The sequence below is a fragment of the Pseudoalteromonas sp. HF66 genome, assembly GCF_011806445.1.
Classification (GTDB): Bacteria; Pseudomonadota; Gammaproteobacteria; order Enterobacterales; family Alteromonadaceae; genus Pseudoalteromonas; species Pseudoalteromonas apostichopi.
Genome location: NZ_JAATOU010000001.1, coordinates 443,782 through 460,989 on the forward strand (window position 1 = coordinate 443,782; position 17,208 = coordinate 460,989).

Annotated in this window: 10 protein-coding genes; 6 read left to right on the forward strand and 4 right to left on the reverse strand. The window is 41.6% G+C overall.

The genetic code is table 11. From position 1 onward, the window contains the following. Nucleotides 1-134: 134 nt before the first annotated feature. From HCZ11_RS01855 to HCZ11_RS01865, 3 genes are all read left to right on the forward strand, one after another. Nucleotides 135-2,588 (forward strand): prolyl oligopeptidase family serine peptidase, encoded by a 2,454-nt coding sequence (locus tag HCZ11_RS01855; RefSeq protein ID WP_167657476.1) that lies wholly within the window; start codon nt 135-137, stop codon nt 2,586-2,588. Between the two features lie 335 nt (nt 2,589-2,923). Beyond that, the gene (locus HCZ11_RS01860; protein WP_254869049.1) at nt 2,924-4,021 is read left to right on the forward strand and encodes a serine hydrolase; all 1,098 of its coding nucleotides are present in this window, start codon (nt 2,924-2,926) and stop codon (nt 4,019-4,021) included. 239 nt (nt 4,022-4,260) lie between these two features. Beyond that, a complete protein-coding gene (locus tag HCZ11_RS01865; RefSeq protein WP_130052778.1) occupies nt 4,261-4,878 on the forward strand; it encodes a LysE family translocator in 618 nt (205 codons plus the stop codon). Between the two features lie 58 nt (nt 4,879-4,936). Here HCZ11_RS01865 and HCZ11_RS01870 read toward each other — a convergent pair whose 3' ends face one another. Next, complete coding sequence (locus tag HCZ11_RS01870) at nt 4,937-5,845, reverse strand: LysR family transcriptional regulator (RefSeq protein ID WP_130052777.1); 909 nt, start codon at nt 5,843-5,845, stop codon at nt 4,937-4,939. 118 nt (nt 5,846-5,963) lie between these two features. On the opposite strand from HCZ11_RS01870, the gene HCZ11_RS01875 reads away from it, so the two are divergent. Next, entirely contained in the window at nt 5,964-7,940 is a 1,977-nt protein-coding gene (locus HCZ11_RS01875) for a ligand-gated channel protein (RefSeq protein ID WP_167657478.1), read from the forward strand. A 221-nt stretch (nt 7,941-8,161) separates the two neighbouring features. Further along, on the forward strand, nt 8,162-10,342 hold the full coding sequence (locus tag HCZ11_RS01880; protein WP_217702824.1) for a PHB depolymerase family esterase: 2,181 nt from the start codon (nt 8,162-8,164) through the stop codon (nt 10,340-10,342). Nucleotides 10,343-10,387: 45 nt separating this feature from the next. Here the strand turns inward: HCZ11_RS01880 and HCZ11_RS01885 are convergent, their stop codons facing one another. The 3 genes from HCZ11_RS01885 to HCZ11_RS01895 form a co-directional block, all read right to left on the reverse strand. Then, a complete protein-coding gene (locus HCZ11_RS01885; protein ID WP_167657479.1) occupies nt 10,388-12,466 on the reverse strand; it encodes a TonB-dependent siderophore receptor in 2,079 nt (692 codons plus the stop codon). Nucleotides 12,467-12,695: 229 nt separating this feature from the next. Beyond that, nucleotides 12,696-13,550 (reverse strand): DMT family transporter, encoded by an 855-nt coding sequence (locus HCZ11_RS01890; RefSeq protein ID WP_130052773.1) that lies wholly within the window; start codon nt 13,548-13,550, stop codon nt 12,696-12,698. Between the two features lie 431 nt (nt 13,551-13,981). After that, complete coding sequence (locus HCZ11_RS01895) at nt 13,982-15,658, reverse strand: methyl-accepting chemotaxis protein (RefSeq protein ID WP_167657480.1); 1,677 nt, start codon at nt 15,656-15,658, stop codon at nt 13,982-13,984. A gap of 184 nt (nt 15,659-15,842) precedes the next feature. Between HCZ11_RS01895 and HCZ11_RS01900 the strand changes: the two genes are divergently transcribed. Continuing rightward, nucleotides 15,843-17,198: a flagellin gene (locus HCZ11_RS01900; protein ID WP_167657481.1), complete on the forward strand. Its 1,356-nt coding sequence runs from the start codon at nt 15,843-15,845 to the stop codon at nt 17,196-17,198. The last annotated feature ends 10 nt before the right edge of the window (nt 17,199-17,208 follow it).

Below are 17,208 nucleotides of genomic sequence, written 5' to 3' on the forward strand. Positions count from 1 at the left end.
TGCTTTTATTTTAGCGTAATTTAGCTGTTTAAGTCACTGATTGGCTGCCAAAAGGGTCGAAACTCTTTATGAAATGCTGCAAACATGTTCTACTTGTTTACAGAATCGAAAATAAAAACGAAAAAGGAACGAACATGAAAGCATTTAAACTGCTTTTTGCGCTAGTTATTGGCGCAGCTGTTTGCACACCCAGTTTTGCTAATCAAGGTTATCAAACTCCATCGCCTGCGCTAGCTGCAGTGGTTGACGCTAAGCTTGCACCGAGTAGTTATTTATCAAATGATGGCGAGTGGCTGGCATTATTTGATAGAAAACGCATCGATACCTTACAAGATTTAGCCAAAGAAGAGCTAAAACTTGCGGGCATTAAGCTTAATCCTGCTAATTTTTCGCGCTCACGAGTACGAAATAAGTTTACGTCGTTAGTGCTTAAACATGTAGAAACCGGTTCTGAAATTGTTGTATCTGGTTTGCCAAATGGCATTTTACGCTCACCAAGCTGGTCAAGCGACAGTCAATACTTGGCGTTTGTCGTTGAGCAAGCATCGAGTGCTAATTTATGGGTTTATAATGTAAGTACTAAGCAAGCCCGCCAGCTAAGTGATACACCTCTTAATTCAGTGTTAACTCGCACACCTTATACTTGGTTGCCAGATAGCAGCGCAATTGTTGCTAATGCAGCGGTCAATATAGGTAAAGCTCGCTTAAGCAACGACAGCTCGCAGGTTGTGCCGGTTATTCAACAAAGTAGTGGTGAAAAAGCGCCTGCCCGTACATATCAAAACTTACTAACAAGCCCTTATGATGAAGCGCAATTTAAGTTCTTTGCCCAAAGCCAGCTGACTTATATTCCGCTCAGTGGTCAAGGTCAACCGATTGGTCAGCCAGGCTTAATTAAATCGTTTTCTGTCTCACCAGATTCAACCAATATTTTGGTTGGCATGATTGATGAGCCATTTTCGTATCAAGTGCCTTACAGTCGATTTGCAGCTACTTGGCAAATTTGGGGCATGCGTGGCTATACGTTAGCAGAGCTTGCTAAGCAGCCTTTAGCTGATAACATTCCACAAGGCTATGACAGTGTTCGCACTGGTCGCCGTGACTTTCAATGGCGAGCAGATCAAGGGGCTGAGGTAATTTGGGCTGAAGCACAAGACGGCGGCGATATGAAAACCGACGTGCCTTATCACGATCACCTTTATAGCCTAAGAGCACCTTTTAAACGTGATGCTAAGTTATTTGCTAAAGTTGAACGCCGATTTGATTCAATTACTTGGGGTAATGGCAATGTTGCTCTGTTATCTGAATGGCGCTTTAGCGACCGACAAGTTCGCACATTTGTTATTCAACCACGTAATGCAGATAAAAACCGAGTGCTATTTTCTGAGCGTAGCTATAACGATGCTTACAAAGATCCAGGTTACCCAATATATGAAAAGAATGATTTAGGCGCTGACGTATTAAAAGTCGTTGGCGGGCGTTATCTTTTCTTACGCGGTAACGGTGCATCTGAACAAGGCAATATTCCGTTTTTAGACCGTTATGATGTAAAGACCAATACCACAACACGCGTTTGGCAATCAGAAGCGCCATACTATGAACGTATACGTGCCATGCTTGATGACGAAGGCGAGCGTTTAATTACTATTCGCGAATCTAAAACTGAGCAACCTAACTTCTTTATTCGCGACCTAGACGATAAAACCCTGACTCAACTTACGACCTTTGAGCACCCTTACCCAGAATTTAAAGGAGTGACTAAAGAGTTAATTCGATACAAGCGTGATGATGGCGTTGAGCTTAGTGGTACGCTTTATTTGCCGCCGGGTTATGATTCAACTCAAGGCCCGTTACCGGTTCTAATGTGGGCTTATCCGCTTGAATATAAAGATAAAGCTGTTGCGTCACAAATGCGCGAGTCGCCGTATGAATTTACCTATATCGGTTATTGGGGGCCAATGCCTTATCTTGCAAAAGGTATTGCCGTATTTGACGACCCGAAAATGCCAATTGTGGGTGTTGACGGGAAAGAGCCAAATGACTTATTCCGTAAACAATTGGTAGCAAGTGCCAAGGCTGCGGTAGACGTGCTTGTAAAAAAAGGTGTCGCAGATAAAGACAAAATTGCCATTGCTGGTCACTCTTATGGTGCCTTTATGGTGGCGAACTTATTAGCCCATAGCGATTTATTTAAAACCGGTATTGCCCGCAGTGGTGCTTATAACCGCACCCTAACGCCATTTGGTTTCCAAGGTGAAGAGCGTGACTTTTGGCAAGCACAAGATGTGTATGCGGCTATGTCACCGTTTTTCCACGCTGATAAAATCAATGAACCTATGCTGATGATCCACGGTCAAGAAGATCCCAATTCGGGTACCTTTCCAATGCAAAGTGAGCGTATGTACGCTGCATTAAAAGGCTTAGGTAAAGAAGCCCGCTTAGTGATGTTACCTTATGAGGCGCATGGCTATCGTGCTCGTAAGAGCTTGCTGCATGTGCTTTGGGAGCAAGAGCAGTGGTTAGATAAGTACTTATTAAGTGACGAAAAACCAGCAGAGCCAGTTGCCGCTGAAGGCGTTACTCAGTAATTAGAAAATTACTCTTATAAAAAATCCCCGCCCTTTAAGCGGGGATTTTTGTATTGCCTACTTGCATATTCTTATTCGTAGATAAACGGTAAGCAAATAAGAGGAAATATTGTTCATGTGCGCACATTTAAAGTCATGAAGTGGACTAATAATCAGGCCAGTTACCAGCAAGCATTATTTTTGATAGTGTAACTAGTCTACGTACTTACATTGATGAACAAGCAGGTGAACAGCACTTGAAGGGAAGATACAAATCGCTAAGTTTTTATATACCCAGCTAATTTTAGCCAACTAAAACAGGCCTTTGATGAGGTCGTTACAAAACAAGGATGCTCATGAATAAGTTTATAATTCTAATATTGTTTTTAATATCGTCTTGCTCATTACATGCAAAACAAACTAAAAGTTTAGAATTTTCTAAAGTGCTAGATAAAGAGATCCCTTTAATTCTTGAAAAAAGCAAAGCGCGTGGTATTGCTATATCGATTGTTCAAGGGAAAGAGGTGGTTGGTTCATATTATTATGGCTATGCTGACGCTGAAAATAGAACTCCAATCACACACAAAACTTTATTCAATGTTGGCTCTATTTCTAAAGTGATTACAGCTTGGGGCGCAATGAAACTAGTTGAACAAGGTAAAGTTGAACTTGATAAACCAATTAATGATTACTTAAAAAGCTGGAAAATACCGAATTCTCAGTTTGATGCTAACAAGGTAACTTTACGTAATATTCTCTCTCATACTTCAGGGCTTTCATTAAGTGGGTACAATGGATGGAGCGCTGAAGATCCATTACCTACTCTTGTAGAGTCATTAGAAGGCAATAACACAGGGGGGGGAGCCGTTAAAATTATTCATGAGCCTGATACTAAATGGTCTTATTCAGGTGGTGGTTACACGATAGTTCAGCTGTTAATTGAAGATCTGACTAATCAATCTTTCAGTAATTTTATGACTGAAAACGTTCTTTTACCCCTCGGAATGACAAATTCTTCGTTTGATATCAACCGTGTTTCTTCAGCAATGCTGGCTAGTCCTTACGATGAGAATGGCAACAAAACAGCGATGGTGTATTTTACAGAAACTGCTGCCGCTGGCTTTATAACAACTGCAGATGATTTAGCTAAGTTTAATCAGGCAGTGCTAAAAAATGAGCAAGGTAATTACATTGGTTCAAATATTTTATCAAATCAGCTTATTGCAAATATGATTCAAGCTCAGCCTCATACCGGAGGGCGATGGAGTATGAGCTATGTCATAGACTCTGAGAATAATAGTTTAGGTTTTGCAGGGTTTAATAGAGGCTGGACATCATTAACTCGCTCTGTGACAGATAAAAATATTGGTTATGTAATTTTAAACAATAGTAGCGTTGGTGGAGTGAATAATGAAATTGATCAACTTCTGCTGTCTGTAATTAAAGGTAGTTAAACTGAAGCGCACATAGCAACCATCTTAGCTCTGCGTAATCGGTTTTAACTGCTCGCTTAACCAATCAATAAAAACGCGAGTGCGCCTTGGTAAGTGACGTCTATTTGAGTAGACGATATTCATAGGCATGGGCGGTATGTTTTTATAACCCTGTTAGCAATCGCGTGTTTGTTTGCTTATTTAAGTGAATGTGATTTAATCGCTTTCTCTTTTTTAGCTATAAACATGTGATTGCATTTATGCTCGATTTAGCAGTACTCGCGGTTTTTATTCCGACCTTTTTCTTTGTTTCAATTACACCTGGTATGTGTATGACGCTCGCCATGACGTTAGGGATGAGTGTGGGTATTCGGCGCACGCTTTGGATGATGGTCGGTGAGGTGTTAGGCGTTGCCACGGTGGCCATTGCAGCGGTGATTGGGGTTGCCAGTATTATGCTTAATTACCCTGAGTTATTTGCCTTTTTAAAATACCTAGGTGGCGCGTACTTAATATACTTAGGTGTTAATATGTGGCGCGCTAAAACCAGCTTCAAACCTAAGGATGATGCACAGCAACAAATTGGCCGTGGGCAATTGTTTTCGCAAGGTTATATTACTGCTATTGCAAACCCAAAAGGGTGGGCATTTATGATTTCTTTACTGCCTCCATTTATCAATGTTGATTTAGCAGTTGCCCCACAGCTTGCTGTGTTAGTGGGCATTATTATGTTGAGCGAATTTATCTGTATGTTGATTTACGCAACAGGCGGAAAGAGCTTAAGGCTGTTTTTAGATAAAGGCGACAATGTGAAGTGGTTAAACCGTATTGCTGGTGCGCTAATGATGTGCGTGGGCGTTTGGTTAGCGCTTGGATAATACTAATTTGGATAATACCCATCCGCATACTGCAAATTGGTATTATCCATGTTGAGTCTTAATCAACTAATTCGACTTGCTTTGACACATGGTTAAAGCACAGTTTCAGAGTATCAATGGCCGTTTTTGTTTTTGCCGCTAAGCTGTCTCTGGCTGGTGTTACCGCATAAACAGTGTAATTAGGCATTGCCCATTCCGGCGCTATTTCAACCAGTTCTTTCGATTTTAGTAAATGCCTTACTTCTGGCTCTGGTAACACGCCATAGCCAACACCATCACACACCAGTTTAATTAAGCTTTGCATATTATTTACGGTGATCTTCGCTTTCGGTAATGGCTTGCTTGCCAGCGTTAACGGGTTAAACGCATTACTGTCGGCGTTGCTATGTGCAATACGCGCAAACTTGCTTAGATCTTCCCAACTGGCTTCATCTAATTTGCTAATCGCATGGTCTTTATGGGCACAGAGCTTTAACGGCCAAGTTGCTAACTTACGAGCAACAAGGTTAGAGTCAGTTAACGGGCCAATGGCAATCGCTAAGTCAGCGCCGCATTTGATCATATCGATAGGCTCATCTGTTAGAATTAACTGAATACGTAAATCATCAAATTCATTGATTAAGCGCTCCAATGGTTCACTTAATAGCCCACCCCCAAACCCCACGGGAGCCACTAATTTTAACTCACCACTCGGTTTATTTTGTAAATTCTGTAATTGCGTACTGGCTTGATCAGCAAGTGCCAGCATTTTTAAACAGCTTTGATAATACAGCTGACCAGCCTCAGTTAAAGTGAGCTCACGCGGGCTGCGATTAAATAGACTTAGTCCGATTTCTTGTTCTAATTGCTTAATGTGTTGACTGACAGCCGATGTAGTCATCGATAATTCAGCAGCTGCGCTACTCATGTTGCCTGTTTCAACAGTACGAGAAAATACACGTAATGTTTTTATCAGCTTGGAATTCATAGTTCAGGCCTTCTTAATTCAGTTTTAAGAAATCGTAAATTGTGAAAATTGGGACTTCTCATTAATATGCGAACGCTAATTATTATCATTTATAAATAAAAAGTCACGGAGTATTATTATGACGAGGGTTGTTTCTTCTGTTTTACCACTCACCGCTGCTGTGTTAGCAGGTCTTTCCCATTTTGCATACGCTGATGACAAAAAACAAGACATGGAAGTAATAGTTGTATCGGCTTCCGGTTACGAGCAAATGCTTAAAGAGGCGCCAGCCAGTATCAGTGTTATTGACCGTGAGCAGCTTGAAAAGCGTTTTTACCGTGATTTAACCGATGCGATGACCGATGTGCCCGGTGTGGTGGTCACGGGCGGAGGCGACAGAAAAGATATCAGCCTTCGCGGTATGGCTAGTCAATATACTTTGATTTTAATAGATGGCCAGCGTCAATCCTCTCGTGAAACTCGGCCAAATAGTGATGGACCGGGTGTTGAAGGCGCATGGACTCCACCTATTTCAGCGATTGAGCGTATCGAGGTTATCCGTGGTCCTATGTCATCACTATATGGCTCAGATGCAATTGGTGGTGTTATCAATATTATTACCCGTAAAACACCAGAAACATGGTACGGTGAACTACGCTTAGACAGCACTATTCAAGAATCAAGTGACTCGGGTGATATCAATCAAGGCAGTTTCTTTACTGCAGGTGGTCTAATTCCTGAGTTATTAGGTATGCAGCTATCGGGTCAGTTTTCAAAGCGTGACGAAGACGATTTTGAAGCAGGCTTTCGTGGTAAAGAGCAGAGCAATATTAAAGCTAAGTTCATTTTAACGCCCTCTGATAACCATGAAATTATGCTCGAAGTAGGTTCTGCAAAACAAAAACTCGAGGAAACATTAGGTAAAACAGTTGCGCCTTTAGCTCAAGGTGAAAGTTGTGGCCGTAATGGTTGCCCAGAGTCATCAACCACAGAGTACGACCAAGAAAGCTACTCACTAAGTCATAATGGTTTTTATGATTTTGGCTCATCACGCAGTTACTTAAAGTACGATAAATTCGATAATACCTCTCGCGAAATGTATGTCGAAAATACCGATGCGCAAACAAGCTGGACTTTACCATTTAGCAATCATAATGCTGCATTTGGTGCGTCATATTTAAAAGAAGAGCTGGACGATTACACCAGTAACCGGATTAGTGACTTAACGCATGTTGAGAACGAGCAGTGGTCAGTATTTGCAGAAGATGAGTGGGCTGCAACGAAGCAGTTTAAACTCACTAGCGGTCTTCGTTATGATCATGATGGCAATTTTTCAGGTCATTTCAGCCCACGTTTATATGGTGTGTATACAGCAGCTAAGTCGTTGACGGTTAAAGGGGGTATCTCAACAGGCTTTAGAGCGCCGAATATTCGTCAATCTACCGCTGCGTGGGGGCAAGTGAGCCGAGGTGGCAATATTTATGGTAACCCTGATTTAAGCCCTGAAAAATCTGTAAACTACGAAATGGGTATATACTATGATGCTAGCCGTGATTTATCGCTTTCAAGCACGGTTTTTTACAACGAGTTTGAAGATAAAATTACCCGTATTTCGTGCCCACTCACTCAGTGTACTGATGGACCAAACCAGTTTGGTTCAATGCCAACGACCTATGTCAATGTGGATGAAGCCGTTACGCAAGGCTTTGAGTTATCAGTATCTTATGACATTACCAGTGAGCTTGATGTAAGTGCCAATTACACCTACACCGATTCTGAGCAAAAAACCGGTGCATACAAAGGCAGCCCACTTAACCAATTACCTAAGCATATTTTACAAACTTCAGTTAATTGGCGTCCGGTTGATAAACTAGGCACGTGGCTGCGTGTTCATTACCGCGGTGAAGAAAGCCAACCGACAACAGGCCCGTCACAAAGTAGCTTAATTGCGCCAGATTACACCTTGGCTGATATTGGTGGTAACTATGATTTAAGCCGCAGCATTAAGTTAGGTTTTGGTGTTTATAATCTATTTGATAAAGATATTACCGAAGGTGAATACGGCTATGTTGAAGATGGCCGCCGTTATTGGGTATCTCTAGGTTTTAATTTTTAACCGCATAACATAGTAAAAGCAAAGCCAACGTATTGCGTTGGCTTTGTTAATGGAATTGGGTTTAGTTTCGAAAAAAGCAATAAATGCAGGTGTGATATCTTAGGGTTGTATTTTAATTAACGTATAGCACTATAGTTATAGTTCGCTTTTTAGATAGTTCTACTACATTGGGTTAGTCATCAACTGACAGACAACAATGATAACGACTATAAAGGCGATATATGCAAAAAGTAACACAATCATGTAAACGAAAATCAGCGTCGTTTACTTCGCTCGCAGTGTTCTGTGCTGCTATTTTCTCACAACCAAGCTTTGCTGGTAGTTGGCAACAAAATGTCAGCATTGGCGGTTTTAATAATGTTCATATTTACACTCCTGATACGCAATCAAGCATAGGCACTGGTCATTCTTTGATGCTGGTGCTACATGGCTGTGTACAGCCTATCAATAACTACTTAACGGCTAACCTTGAAGATGCAGCTGAAGCTCATGGCATGGTGATAGCAGTCCCTGATGCAATGAATAAAGCAGGTTATAGCTGCTGGTCATATTGGCAAGGGACAATCAATCGCAGCTCTGGCGATTATAAGAATTTGATTAATTTAGCCAATGCATTAAGTGGTGATTCAGCCCGTAATATTGACCCTAAACAAGTGTATATTGCAGGTTTATCATCTGGGGCGGCAATGGCTGCACAAACAGCTTGTGTAGCGCCTGATGTATTTGCAGGGGTTGCTCCAAGCGCTGGGCCAACCATCGGCACAAGTTCAAGTGGGGCGATTTCAACCTGTGAAACGGTTTCTGAAAACACCTTTGTATCTCGCTGTGAAAGCTATGCTGGCAGTTATAAAGATCACTTTGCCACACAAATAGCGGTGATTGGCCACGGTACTGCCGATACCACAGTAAATACCTGTTATAACCAGCAAAACGCAGATGGTTTTGCTGCCCTTTATGGGGTTAATCAACTTTCAGGTACGACGACAATAAGTGATGATGCAACACGCACTGCCGAGCAATCACTTTGGCAAGATAATCGGGTTGCTATGCTGTGGTTTAATAATTTGGATCACTCGTGGTCGGGTGGGCAAGGCGCGTCTGGCGATTATGTTGCTGCAAACAGTATTAATTTTGCTACTTATCTAGGTGAGTACTTTGCGGCTAATAATAAACGAGTTGATCGTAATGCAGGCCCTGAAATTAGTAATTTAAATGCCTCAGACAGTAATAACCAGCTCACCATTACAGGAAGCGCAATCGACCAAGAAGGCAGTGTAACGAATGTTGATATTAACGTGTATAGCCTAGCTGGTGGTGTGCCAAGCTTAATTGAGTCACTCAATGTGCAAGTCGATGCGAATAATACCTTTAGTGGGGTGACAAGTGCACTCAGCGATGGACTTTATGAAGTGCGTGTCAGTGCCACAGATAACGAAGCGAAACAAGGTGATGAAGTTAATCTTACGGTACGCGTTGGGCCAGAGCCTGCGGCTACAGCACCGGTACTTAGTGATATTGCTGCTAGTGTAAACGGGCAGTGCGCTACAGTAACGGGCACGGTGATTGATGATAATCAAAACTTAAGTACCGTAGTGGTCAGTTTTAGTAATGGTGATGTGACAGCTACAGTGAATGGGCTTGAGTATTTTGCTGAGCAATGCAATCTAGCAGGTGGCAATAATACTGCAGTGATCACCGCAACTGATGATACTGCGCTTACATCAACAGATAGCATTAATTTTGTCATCGATGCCGGCGTGACAGGCGATTACAATCTTCATATCAACGAAGGCCATATTAGCTGGGGCGAGGGTTATTCTGCCTGTTATTTAGCGTTTGGGACCGCTGCTTTTACTATGCGTGAATATTCAGCGGGTACAAATCAATGTCAGTGGATAGCTGATGATGATTCAAGTTGTGCAGGGCCGTTACAGGCATGTAAAACCACCACAGAACCTAATAATGACGCAGACAACGACGGTGTGCTCGACGGTATAGATAATTGCCCAAATGTAGCGAATGCTGATCAAGCCGATAACGATAATGACGGTATCGGAAATGTGTGTGACAGTACACCTGATGGTGAAACAAGTGACTCCGACAGCGATGGTGTCAGTGATAGCCTAGATAACTGCCCGCTGGTGGCCAATAGTGAACAGTTAGATAATGATGCAGATGGTGTGGGTGATACGTGTGACTCAACACCGAATGGTGATTACCAATGCACTGAAACTACCTCAAGCAACTATGCGCATGTGCAAGCAAACCGCGCAACCACGAATGGCTCTTACGCCTTTGCGGTGGGCTCGGGCGATAACCTAGGTCTTTATAACACCTTTTATACCAGTACTTTAGCGCAAACTAGTGCGGGGTATTACGAGTTAGGTAATTGCCCTAATTAATAGATGTGTGTCGCCCATACGGGCGACACTTCTTCTAATCAGCGTTTAGAACTTATAAGTCAGAGTTAGGCTACCGTTTGTTGGCGCGCCATAATAACCCACGGTTTGTAAGCTATTGATGTACTGCTCATCAGTAATATTATTAACGTTAGCTTGTACTGCAACTTGGTCATTAATATTCCAACGCGCGAAGGCGTTTAGCAGAGCGTAACTACCTTGCTTAACATTGTAATCAGTGCTTTCAATTTTAGATTGCCAACGACCATTTAAGCCAACAACTGCTGCGTCTGTTAATGCATAATCTACTGTTACACCGACAACATCGCGAGGCGCCCATTTGTTGGTGTCATCACCATTCTCATCAGTTACATCAATATGCGTGTAAGATGCGACGATATTCATAGCGTCGGTGATTTTACCTGTGACTTCAAATTCATAGCCTTTTGACTCAATAGACACGCCTTCATAGTAGTAGATACCATCTTCAGTCAGGCCTGCGTATTGTGCAAAGTTATCTTGTTCAGCAGTAAAGTAGGCAAACGTTGTCATCAGGGCATCATCAAGCCAAGAAGCCTTAACCCCCGTTTCAAAGTTAGTGCCTTTAGTTGGTGCTAAGTATTGGCCATTGAAATCAGTTTGCTCTTGTGGCTGATAAATATCTGAGTAACTTGCATATAGGTTTAAATCGTCGTTTAACTTATAGGTAAAACCGACATATGGGCTAGTCTCGCTCTCGTCATTATCAATCGATGCACCTGCATTCATGCCTGAGCGCTCAAATTCAATAGTGTTAAAACCAACTACGGTGAATAGTTTTTCAGTAATATTTAACTGAGCAGAGCCGAAGTAACGGGTTAGCTTTTGTTCAATATCTGAATACAGAACTGGCGTTAACCAATCAGGCTCTGGGATCGCATCTAAATCGTATGGGAACGCAGGAGTTGCTCCATAAGCCGGTGTATTTGCAAAATCAAACGGGTGTTGATACATCACATCATCACTTTTTGCATGGCTTATCCCAAAACTTGCTTGATGCTCTTTACCAAACATTTCAAAGGCACCAAATGCTTTAATTTCAAATAAATCAGCATCTACTTCGCTGTCGTAACGACCAGGAGAACCTACTAAGCCAAGGTTAGTATCTTTATCAATAGTGCCATAGGCATAAAAAAGTTTGTCTTGCTCTTCAAAGCCACGGAAGTTGTAGCTTGCTTGAAGCTGCCATGCGTTTGCAAAAACATAGTTGTATTCAACAAATGCAGAGGTGTTAATGGTGTCCCACATTGTCCAGTCTTGGGTGGTTGTGTCGCTGACATCCCATTTAGCTTGCGAACCATCTGTGTAGTTATAAACTAGACCGCCCCAGGTGTTGCCATCGGTATCTGCGTCTTGATATGAGTAACCTAAAGTAACAGTTGAGTTATCTGTAAGCTGACCATCTACCACCGCAGAGAAAAATTCGCGGTTGTTCTCAAGGCCATCAAGGTATGACTTTTTATCTTCTGCGGCAGCTACAAAGCGAGCAGCCCAACTACCAGACTCTGTCAGCAATAATGAGTAATCAGCCTGTAAACGTTTAAAATCCCATGAGCCAATAGAGACACCGAATTCGCAGCCGTTTTCGTTTTTAGGGCGCTTACGCACATAGTTTAAAGTACCCGATGCATTACCTACACCGGTAAGTAAGCCATTGGCACCACGAATAACTTCAATTTTTTCATAGCCGTATGCTTCCATTGCGCCGGTAACGATACCCCAGTCATTCGGTAAGCCAACGCCATCGATTTGTGTATTTTTAATTTCGAAACCACGTGATGTATAGTTAGTACGGTTGGTTTCCCATTCTTCAACATTGATACCTGGCGCTAAGCGTAAAGCATCATTGATATTAAATGCGGAATAATTTTTTAATTGCTCAGCAGAGATCACACTGATTGATTGCGGAGTTTCATCAATTTCTAGTGCTAAACCTGTAGCGCCTTCACTAATACGGTTTTGTCGTATACCCACAATTTCGATTTTTTCGAGATTAGCCCCTACGTCAGCCGTTTGTTCTGCAAAACTGATTTGAGGATTCAAGGCACAAAGAATAGCGGTTGCAATAGGCAATTGAGTGAATTTCATTTTATCTCCGCGTGTTATTTAGCAAATTTTTATAGGGTTATTGTTTTTAATAAGGAAACAATCGCGGGTAAGTTATCATAAATGATAATGGTTATCATCACTGTTTAAGAAAAAGGTGATATATTAATACAAATAAATGTAACAAATTATGTCAAAGAGTTTTGTGTATATGAAAAGGCAAGTTTACTAATTGGGTATGAAAAAAGCGCCCTGAGGCGCCTTGATAAATTTATTTATTATTCGACATTGAGCTGCCAACCGAGGCGGTAATCACTAATAAAATAGCTAGCCATTGCCACATGCTTAAAAACTCGCCTAGGATCATAAAGCCAGCCAATGCAGCAATGGCTGGCTCTAAACTCATCATGATGCTGAAACCTTGCGCTGGCATATTGCGAAGCGCAACCATTTCTAGCGTGTATGGTAGTGCACTAGACATGATGGCTACTAAAAGACCCAGTGGTAACACTTCCCAACTCAATAGTGCAGCCCCTTGTGAAACGCCGCCATAAGGCACAAGTACAATCGCGGCAACGCTCATACCCATGGCAACGGTCATCCCGCCTGAGCCTTGGTTTCCGGTCTTTTTGCCAAACAATATATAAAACGCCCAACACGCTCCCGCCGCAAGGGCTAAAATAACACCTATAGGGTCGAGGCTGTCTTCGCCTTTCATATCGGGTAGCAATAAAATAATGCCAGCAATGGCGCAGGCTACCCAAAATAGGTCGCGTTTTTTACGTGACGAAAGTAGAGCAACCGCAAGGGGGCCTGTAAACTCTAGCGCAACACCTATCCCTAAAGGAATACGTTCAATGGCATAATAGAACAGAATGTTCATGCCACCTAAACTTAAGCCATAAACGATAATCGGCATGCGCTGCCCGATAGGCGGAAATGCTCGCCAAGGCTTAAAAACAAGGCACAAAATAGCTGCTGAAAAACCTAAGCGCAGTGCGGTTGTGCCTTCAGGGCCAATTAAAGGAAATAATTGCTTTGCAACAGAGGCTCCAGATTGAATGGTAACCATTGCAAGAAGCACGCAAATAACAGCAATAAAAAACGGTGGAATGGTGCGCAGCATCACTGTCCTTATGAAAGTTAATAGCTCAAGTTTGCGGCGATTCTACTGATGTTTTATTGGAGAAGAAATGTTTTTCGTTAAACGTGCAAAGATTTTCGATAAAGCAAAATATGGGTATCAAATTGCTTTGATATCTAGATAAGCTAGCCTTGCTTATTTTAAGGTGAAAATGATGGTTTGTTTAGGCTGATTTTTGCTGATGACGTTTAGTCATAAACTCATTACAGCGTTTATAGAAGGCTTAAGATAACGAGCAAGGGTCGGTAAGCGTCTATATCAACGATGCCTTGGATGAAAAACGTATACCTCACAAGAGCCTGTCAGTGGTCGTCACCCACAAGGCTATATGGCCGTTGTTAATCCACGAACAATCGGTGCATCTGTTACTTTCCGATTTTAAGCTAATCGCTAATCGCTGGTATACTCAGCGACTAGCTTAATTTAAAGCGATTAATTTGCCCGTTTAAGTTATTTGCCAAGTTAGCCAATTTACTTGATGAATCTGAAATACTTTGCGTTTGTTGCTGTGACTTACGGCTTGTGTCTTGAACTTCGTTTAAGCGCCGGGCGATTTCTTCTGTCACTTGAGATTGCTGCTCAGATGCAGAAGCTATGGTCATATTGGCATCAGAAATAGCTTTTGCTTGAACGCTAATTTCATCGAGCATATGGCCAACTTTTTCTGAATTTACCACAGCCTCTTTTATTTGCGCATCACTTGAGCGGATCCTTTGTGTCACGGCATTGGTCGCCGATTGTAATGAGTCAATTTTCTCTTGGATCTCAAGGGTTGAGCTTTGTGTGCGACTAGCCAAGGTCCTTACTTCATCTGCGACAACCGCAAATCCTCGGCCTTGTTCACCAGCTCGTGCTGCTTCGATTGCTGCATTGAGTGCCAGTAAATTAGTTTGTTCAGCAATGTTACTTATAACACTTAAAATAACAGTTACTTCATTTACTGAGGCTTCCAGTTGATTAAGGTCCGTTAGTGATTTGGTTAAGGTGTCGGCCACTGATTCAACAGAATTAACACCTTGTTGCACTACCTGTAGACCATCTTGAGTTTTTTGATTTGCAGATGTCGCACTGCTTGCCGCTTCTGCACAGTTTTGTGATACTTCCTTAACGGCCGTTGAGTTTTCGTATACTGAGCTTGAAATAACCTCAATTGCTTGGCTTTGAATATCATTCAACGTTTTAGCTTGCTGCGAAATATCATCTAAGCTTCTCGCTGCCACTTGAGCTTGCTCTGATTGATCGTGTATTTCTCTAAGTAGTTGTGAGAGCTTATCGACCATAATGTTAAAGCTACTAGCAAGCTGACCTATTTCGTCATCGGCTTTGTGGTCTATATAACAAGATAAATCCCCCTCAGAGATACGCTTCGCTTCATCGATCAAGGCATGGGTGGCTTTAATCACTTTTTTTTCTAATTGCCAATAACACAATATTAAGGTGGCAATAATAGTGAGCACTAAAGCTGTACTTATTAAACTTAGGGTGACGACACTGTCATGATTGCTTTTTACATCCGCTGCACTTTTTTTCTTGATTGAGCTTAAAAAGGCTTGAACAGGCTGCTGAATTTTCTCAACTTCGGCCATGTATGCATCGTTGGTTAAAAGCTCGATAGCATGCACCCATTTTTTGTGCTCGGCTGGACTCAAATTATTAGTATCTTGACCAATCAAATTACTGACTAAACTAAATGCATTTTCTTCTGTTTCAATCAGTTTAAGTGATAAATCGTTTGATTTTTGTAAAAGGGCTAAGTCGTCAGCGGCAACATTATAAGCTTTTAAGCGCTGTTCATAACTTTTCTTTTCACCATTAAGCCAAGTTGTTTTTCCTTGAATTTGATCAACAAGCTTATAGTATTCGTCTTTATAGCGGTTATCTAAAGTCACAACATGTTGACGGGCAAGTTCAGTAAGGTGAATCGAATTTGAAGATGAAAGCTGTGCAAGATGGCTTAGTTCATAGCGCTGCTGGGCAGAGTATAAACTTTTATCTTGGCCTGCTTGCAACAATAAAATTATGACGAGTAGTCCTGCAGCAAGGGTAATGGTTGCTGCGAAAACGGCTCTTAATAAAAATCTTATAGACAAGGCTAAGTCTCACAAATTAAATAATGCATTATTTAAACATAGTGCAATAACCTACAACCGCAAAAATATTGTTACAAATGAACATTCATTAAGAAGGTTAATTCAAGGAAAGTTGAAAACTTTTAGTTACTAATAAAATGGTATGAGTTTTGCTTCGTCTAGTCTTTTTGCCAAGGAAGACAAAATGTTGACGATCAATTCGCCACGACTACGCACGCCAAGTTCACTGCAAAACACGCAATCTATTACCTCAACCTATGAGAAATTAGCTTCGGGGAAACGTATAAACTCTGCAAAAGACGACGCTGCTGGCCTACAGATAAGTCATCGATTAACAACACAATTAGCAGTGAAGCAACAAACACTTCGAAATTTACAAGATGGTATTAGCTATGGACAAGTTGCTGATGCTGGTTTATCAGAACTCACAGATACGCTTCAACGCATGCGAACTTTAGCTCTTCAAGCAGCAAATGGCTCAAATACAGATATAGATAGGGAAGCGTTAAATGAAGAGTTTTCACAATTACGAGATCATATAAATAGCGTTGTAGTAAATACAGAAATTTTTGGTAAAAAACCATTAATGTCTAAGCCTGAACTAGAGACGAATTTAGATAATGTTCCGGTATTAGATGAAGTGTTTTCTAATAATGTTCAGCAAGGGATGAGCTCAGGAGATATTTCTTTAGGCCTAATACCTGCGGGTTCAACGAACGTCAGGATTCAAATAAATGATAATGGTGCGAATGATGATTTAAATCTATTTACCCAAACTGGCGAGCATTTAGTTGGGCAAGATTTATCGTCTGTGCAATCTAGAATTGAGGCAAATTTATTTACTCCAGCAAATGGTTACCAAGGCACAGAAACATATAGCAATGGCAATTTATTTACGGGGGGAGGTTTTAATTTCCCAGCTGTAAATAGTCAAACTATTAATGGAATGAACTTTACCTACTCGGGGAATGGTAACCCAAGCTCAGGTAGTTCAAATGAAGAAATATTCATTGATAATGTAACCGAGCCGCTGCTTCTTACAGTGATTGGCTCGGGTATGTTTCGAATTACTGCCAGTTGGGACTCTCTAGGGAGTTTAAATTCATCATCTGCTGAATCAAGTGATGGTCCGATGATGGTAACATCAACAGACCAAGCAATTGGCGAAGATGGTTATATTATATTTGAAGATATTGATGCCAGTGCTGGTTCTTTAACAATTGAGGGCATTACTATAGGCCGCGAAGACTTGGCTCAAAATGCAATTGCTAGAATTGACACTGCATTGTCGCGTATCGGTGGGTTCAGAGCTGAAGTCGGGGCAAAAATGAATGCAATTGAGTCGACTATACGCAATGAATCTAATCAGTCGTCGATGCTAAGTTCAGCAAACCAGCGAATTGAAGATACCGATTTTGCCAAAGTAATGGCAGAAAAAGTATCACTAGATATTGTTCAACAAGCGGGTGTTAGTGTTGCTATGCAAGCGAGGGATATTACTAAGGATGGAATTTTGAGTTTGCTAGGGCAACTAGAATAGCTGCCCTAGG

Bases quoted from the DNA above. Each gene is read 5' to 3' on its own strand.
- HCZ11_RS01855 (WP_167657476.1), top strand. From the start codon at position 135: ATGAAAGCATTTAAACTGCTTTTTGCGCTAGTTATTGGCGCAGCTGTT.
- HCZ11_RS01860 (WP_254869049.1), top strand. From the start codon at position 2,924: ATGAATAAGTTTATAATTCTAATATTGTTTTTAATATCGTCTTGCTCA.
- HCZ11_RS01865 (WP_130052778.1), top strand. From the start codon at position 4,261: ATGCTCGATTTAGCAGTACTCGCGGTTTTTATTCCGACCTTTTTCTTT.
- HCZ11_RS01870 (WP_130052777.1), bottom strand. From the start codon at position 5,845: ATGAATTCCAAGCTGATAAAAACATTACGTGTATTTTCTCGTACTGTT.
- HCZ11_RS01875 (WP_167657478.1), top strand. From the start codon at position 5,964: ATGACGAGGGTTGTTTCTTCTGTTTTACCACTCACCGCTGCTGTGTTA.
- HCZ11_RS01880 (WP_217702824.1), top strand. From the start codon at position 8,162: ATGCAAAAAGTAACACAATCATGTAAACGAAAATCAGCGTCGTTTACT.
- HCZ11_RS01885 (WP_167657479.1), bottom strand. From the start codon at position 12,466: ATGAAATTCACTCAATTGCCTATTGCAACCGCTATTCTTTGTGCCTTG.
- HCZ11_RS01890 (WP_130052773.1), bottom strand. From the start codon at position 13,550: ATGCTGCGCACCATTCCACCGTTTTTTATTGCTGTTATTTGCGTGCTT.
- HCZ11_RS01900 (WP_167657481.1), top strand. From the start codon at position 15,843: ATGTTGACGATCAATTCGCCACGACTACGCACGCCAAGTTCACTGCAA.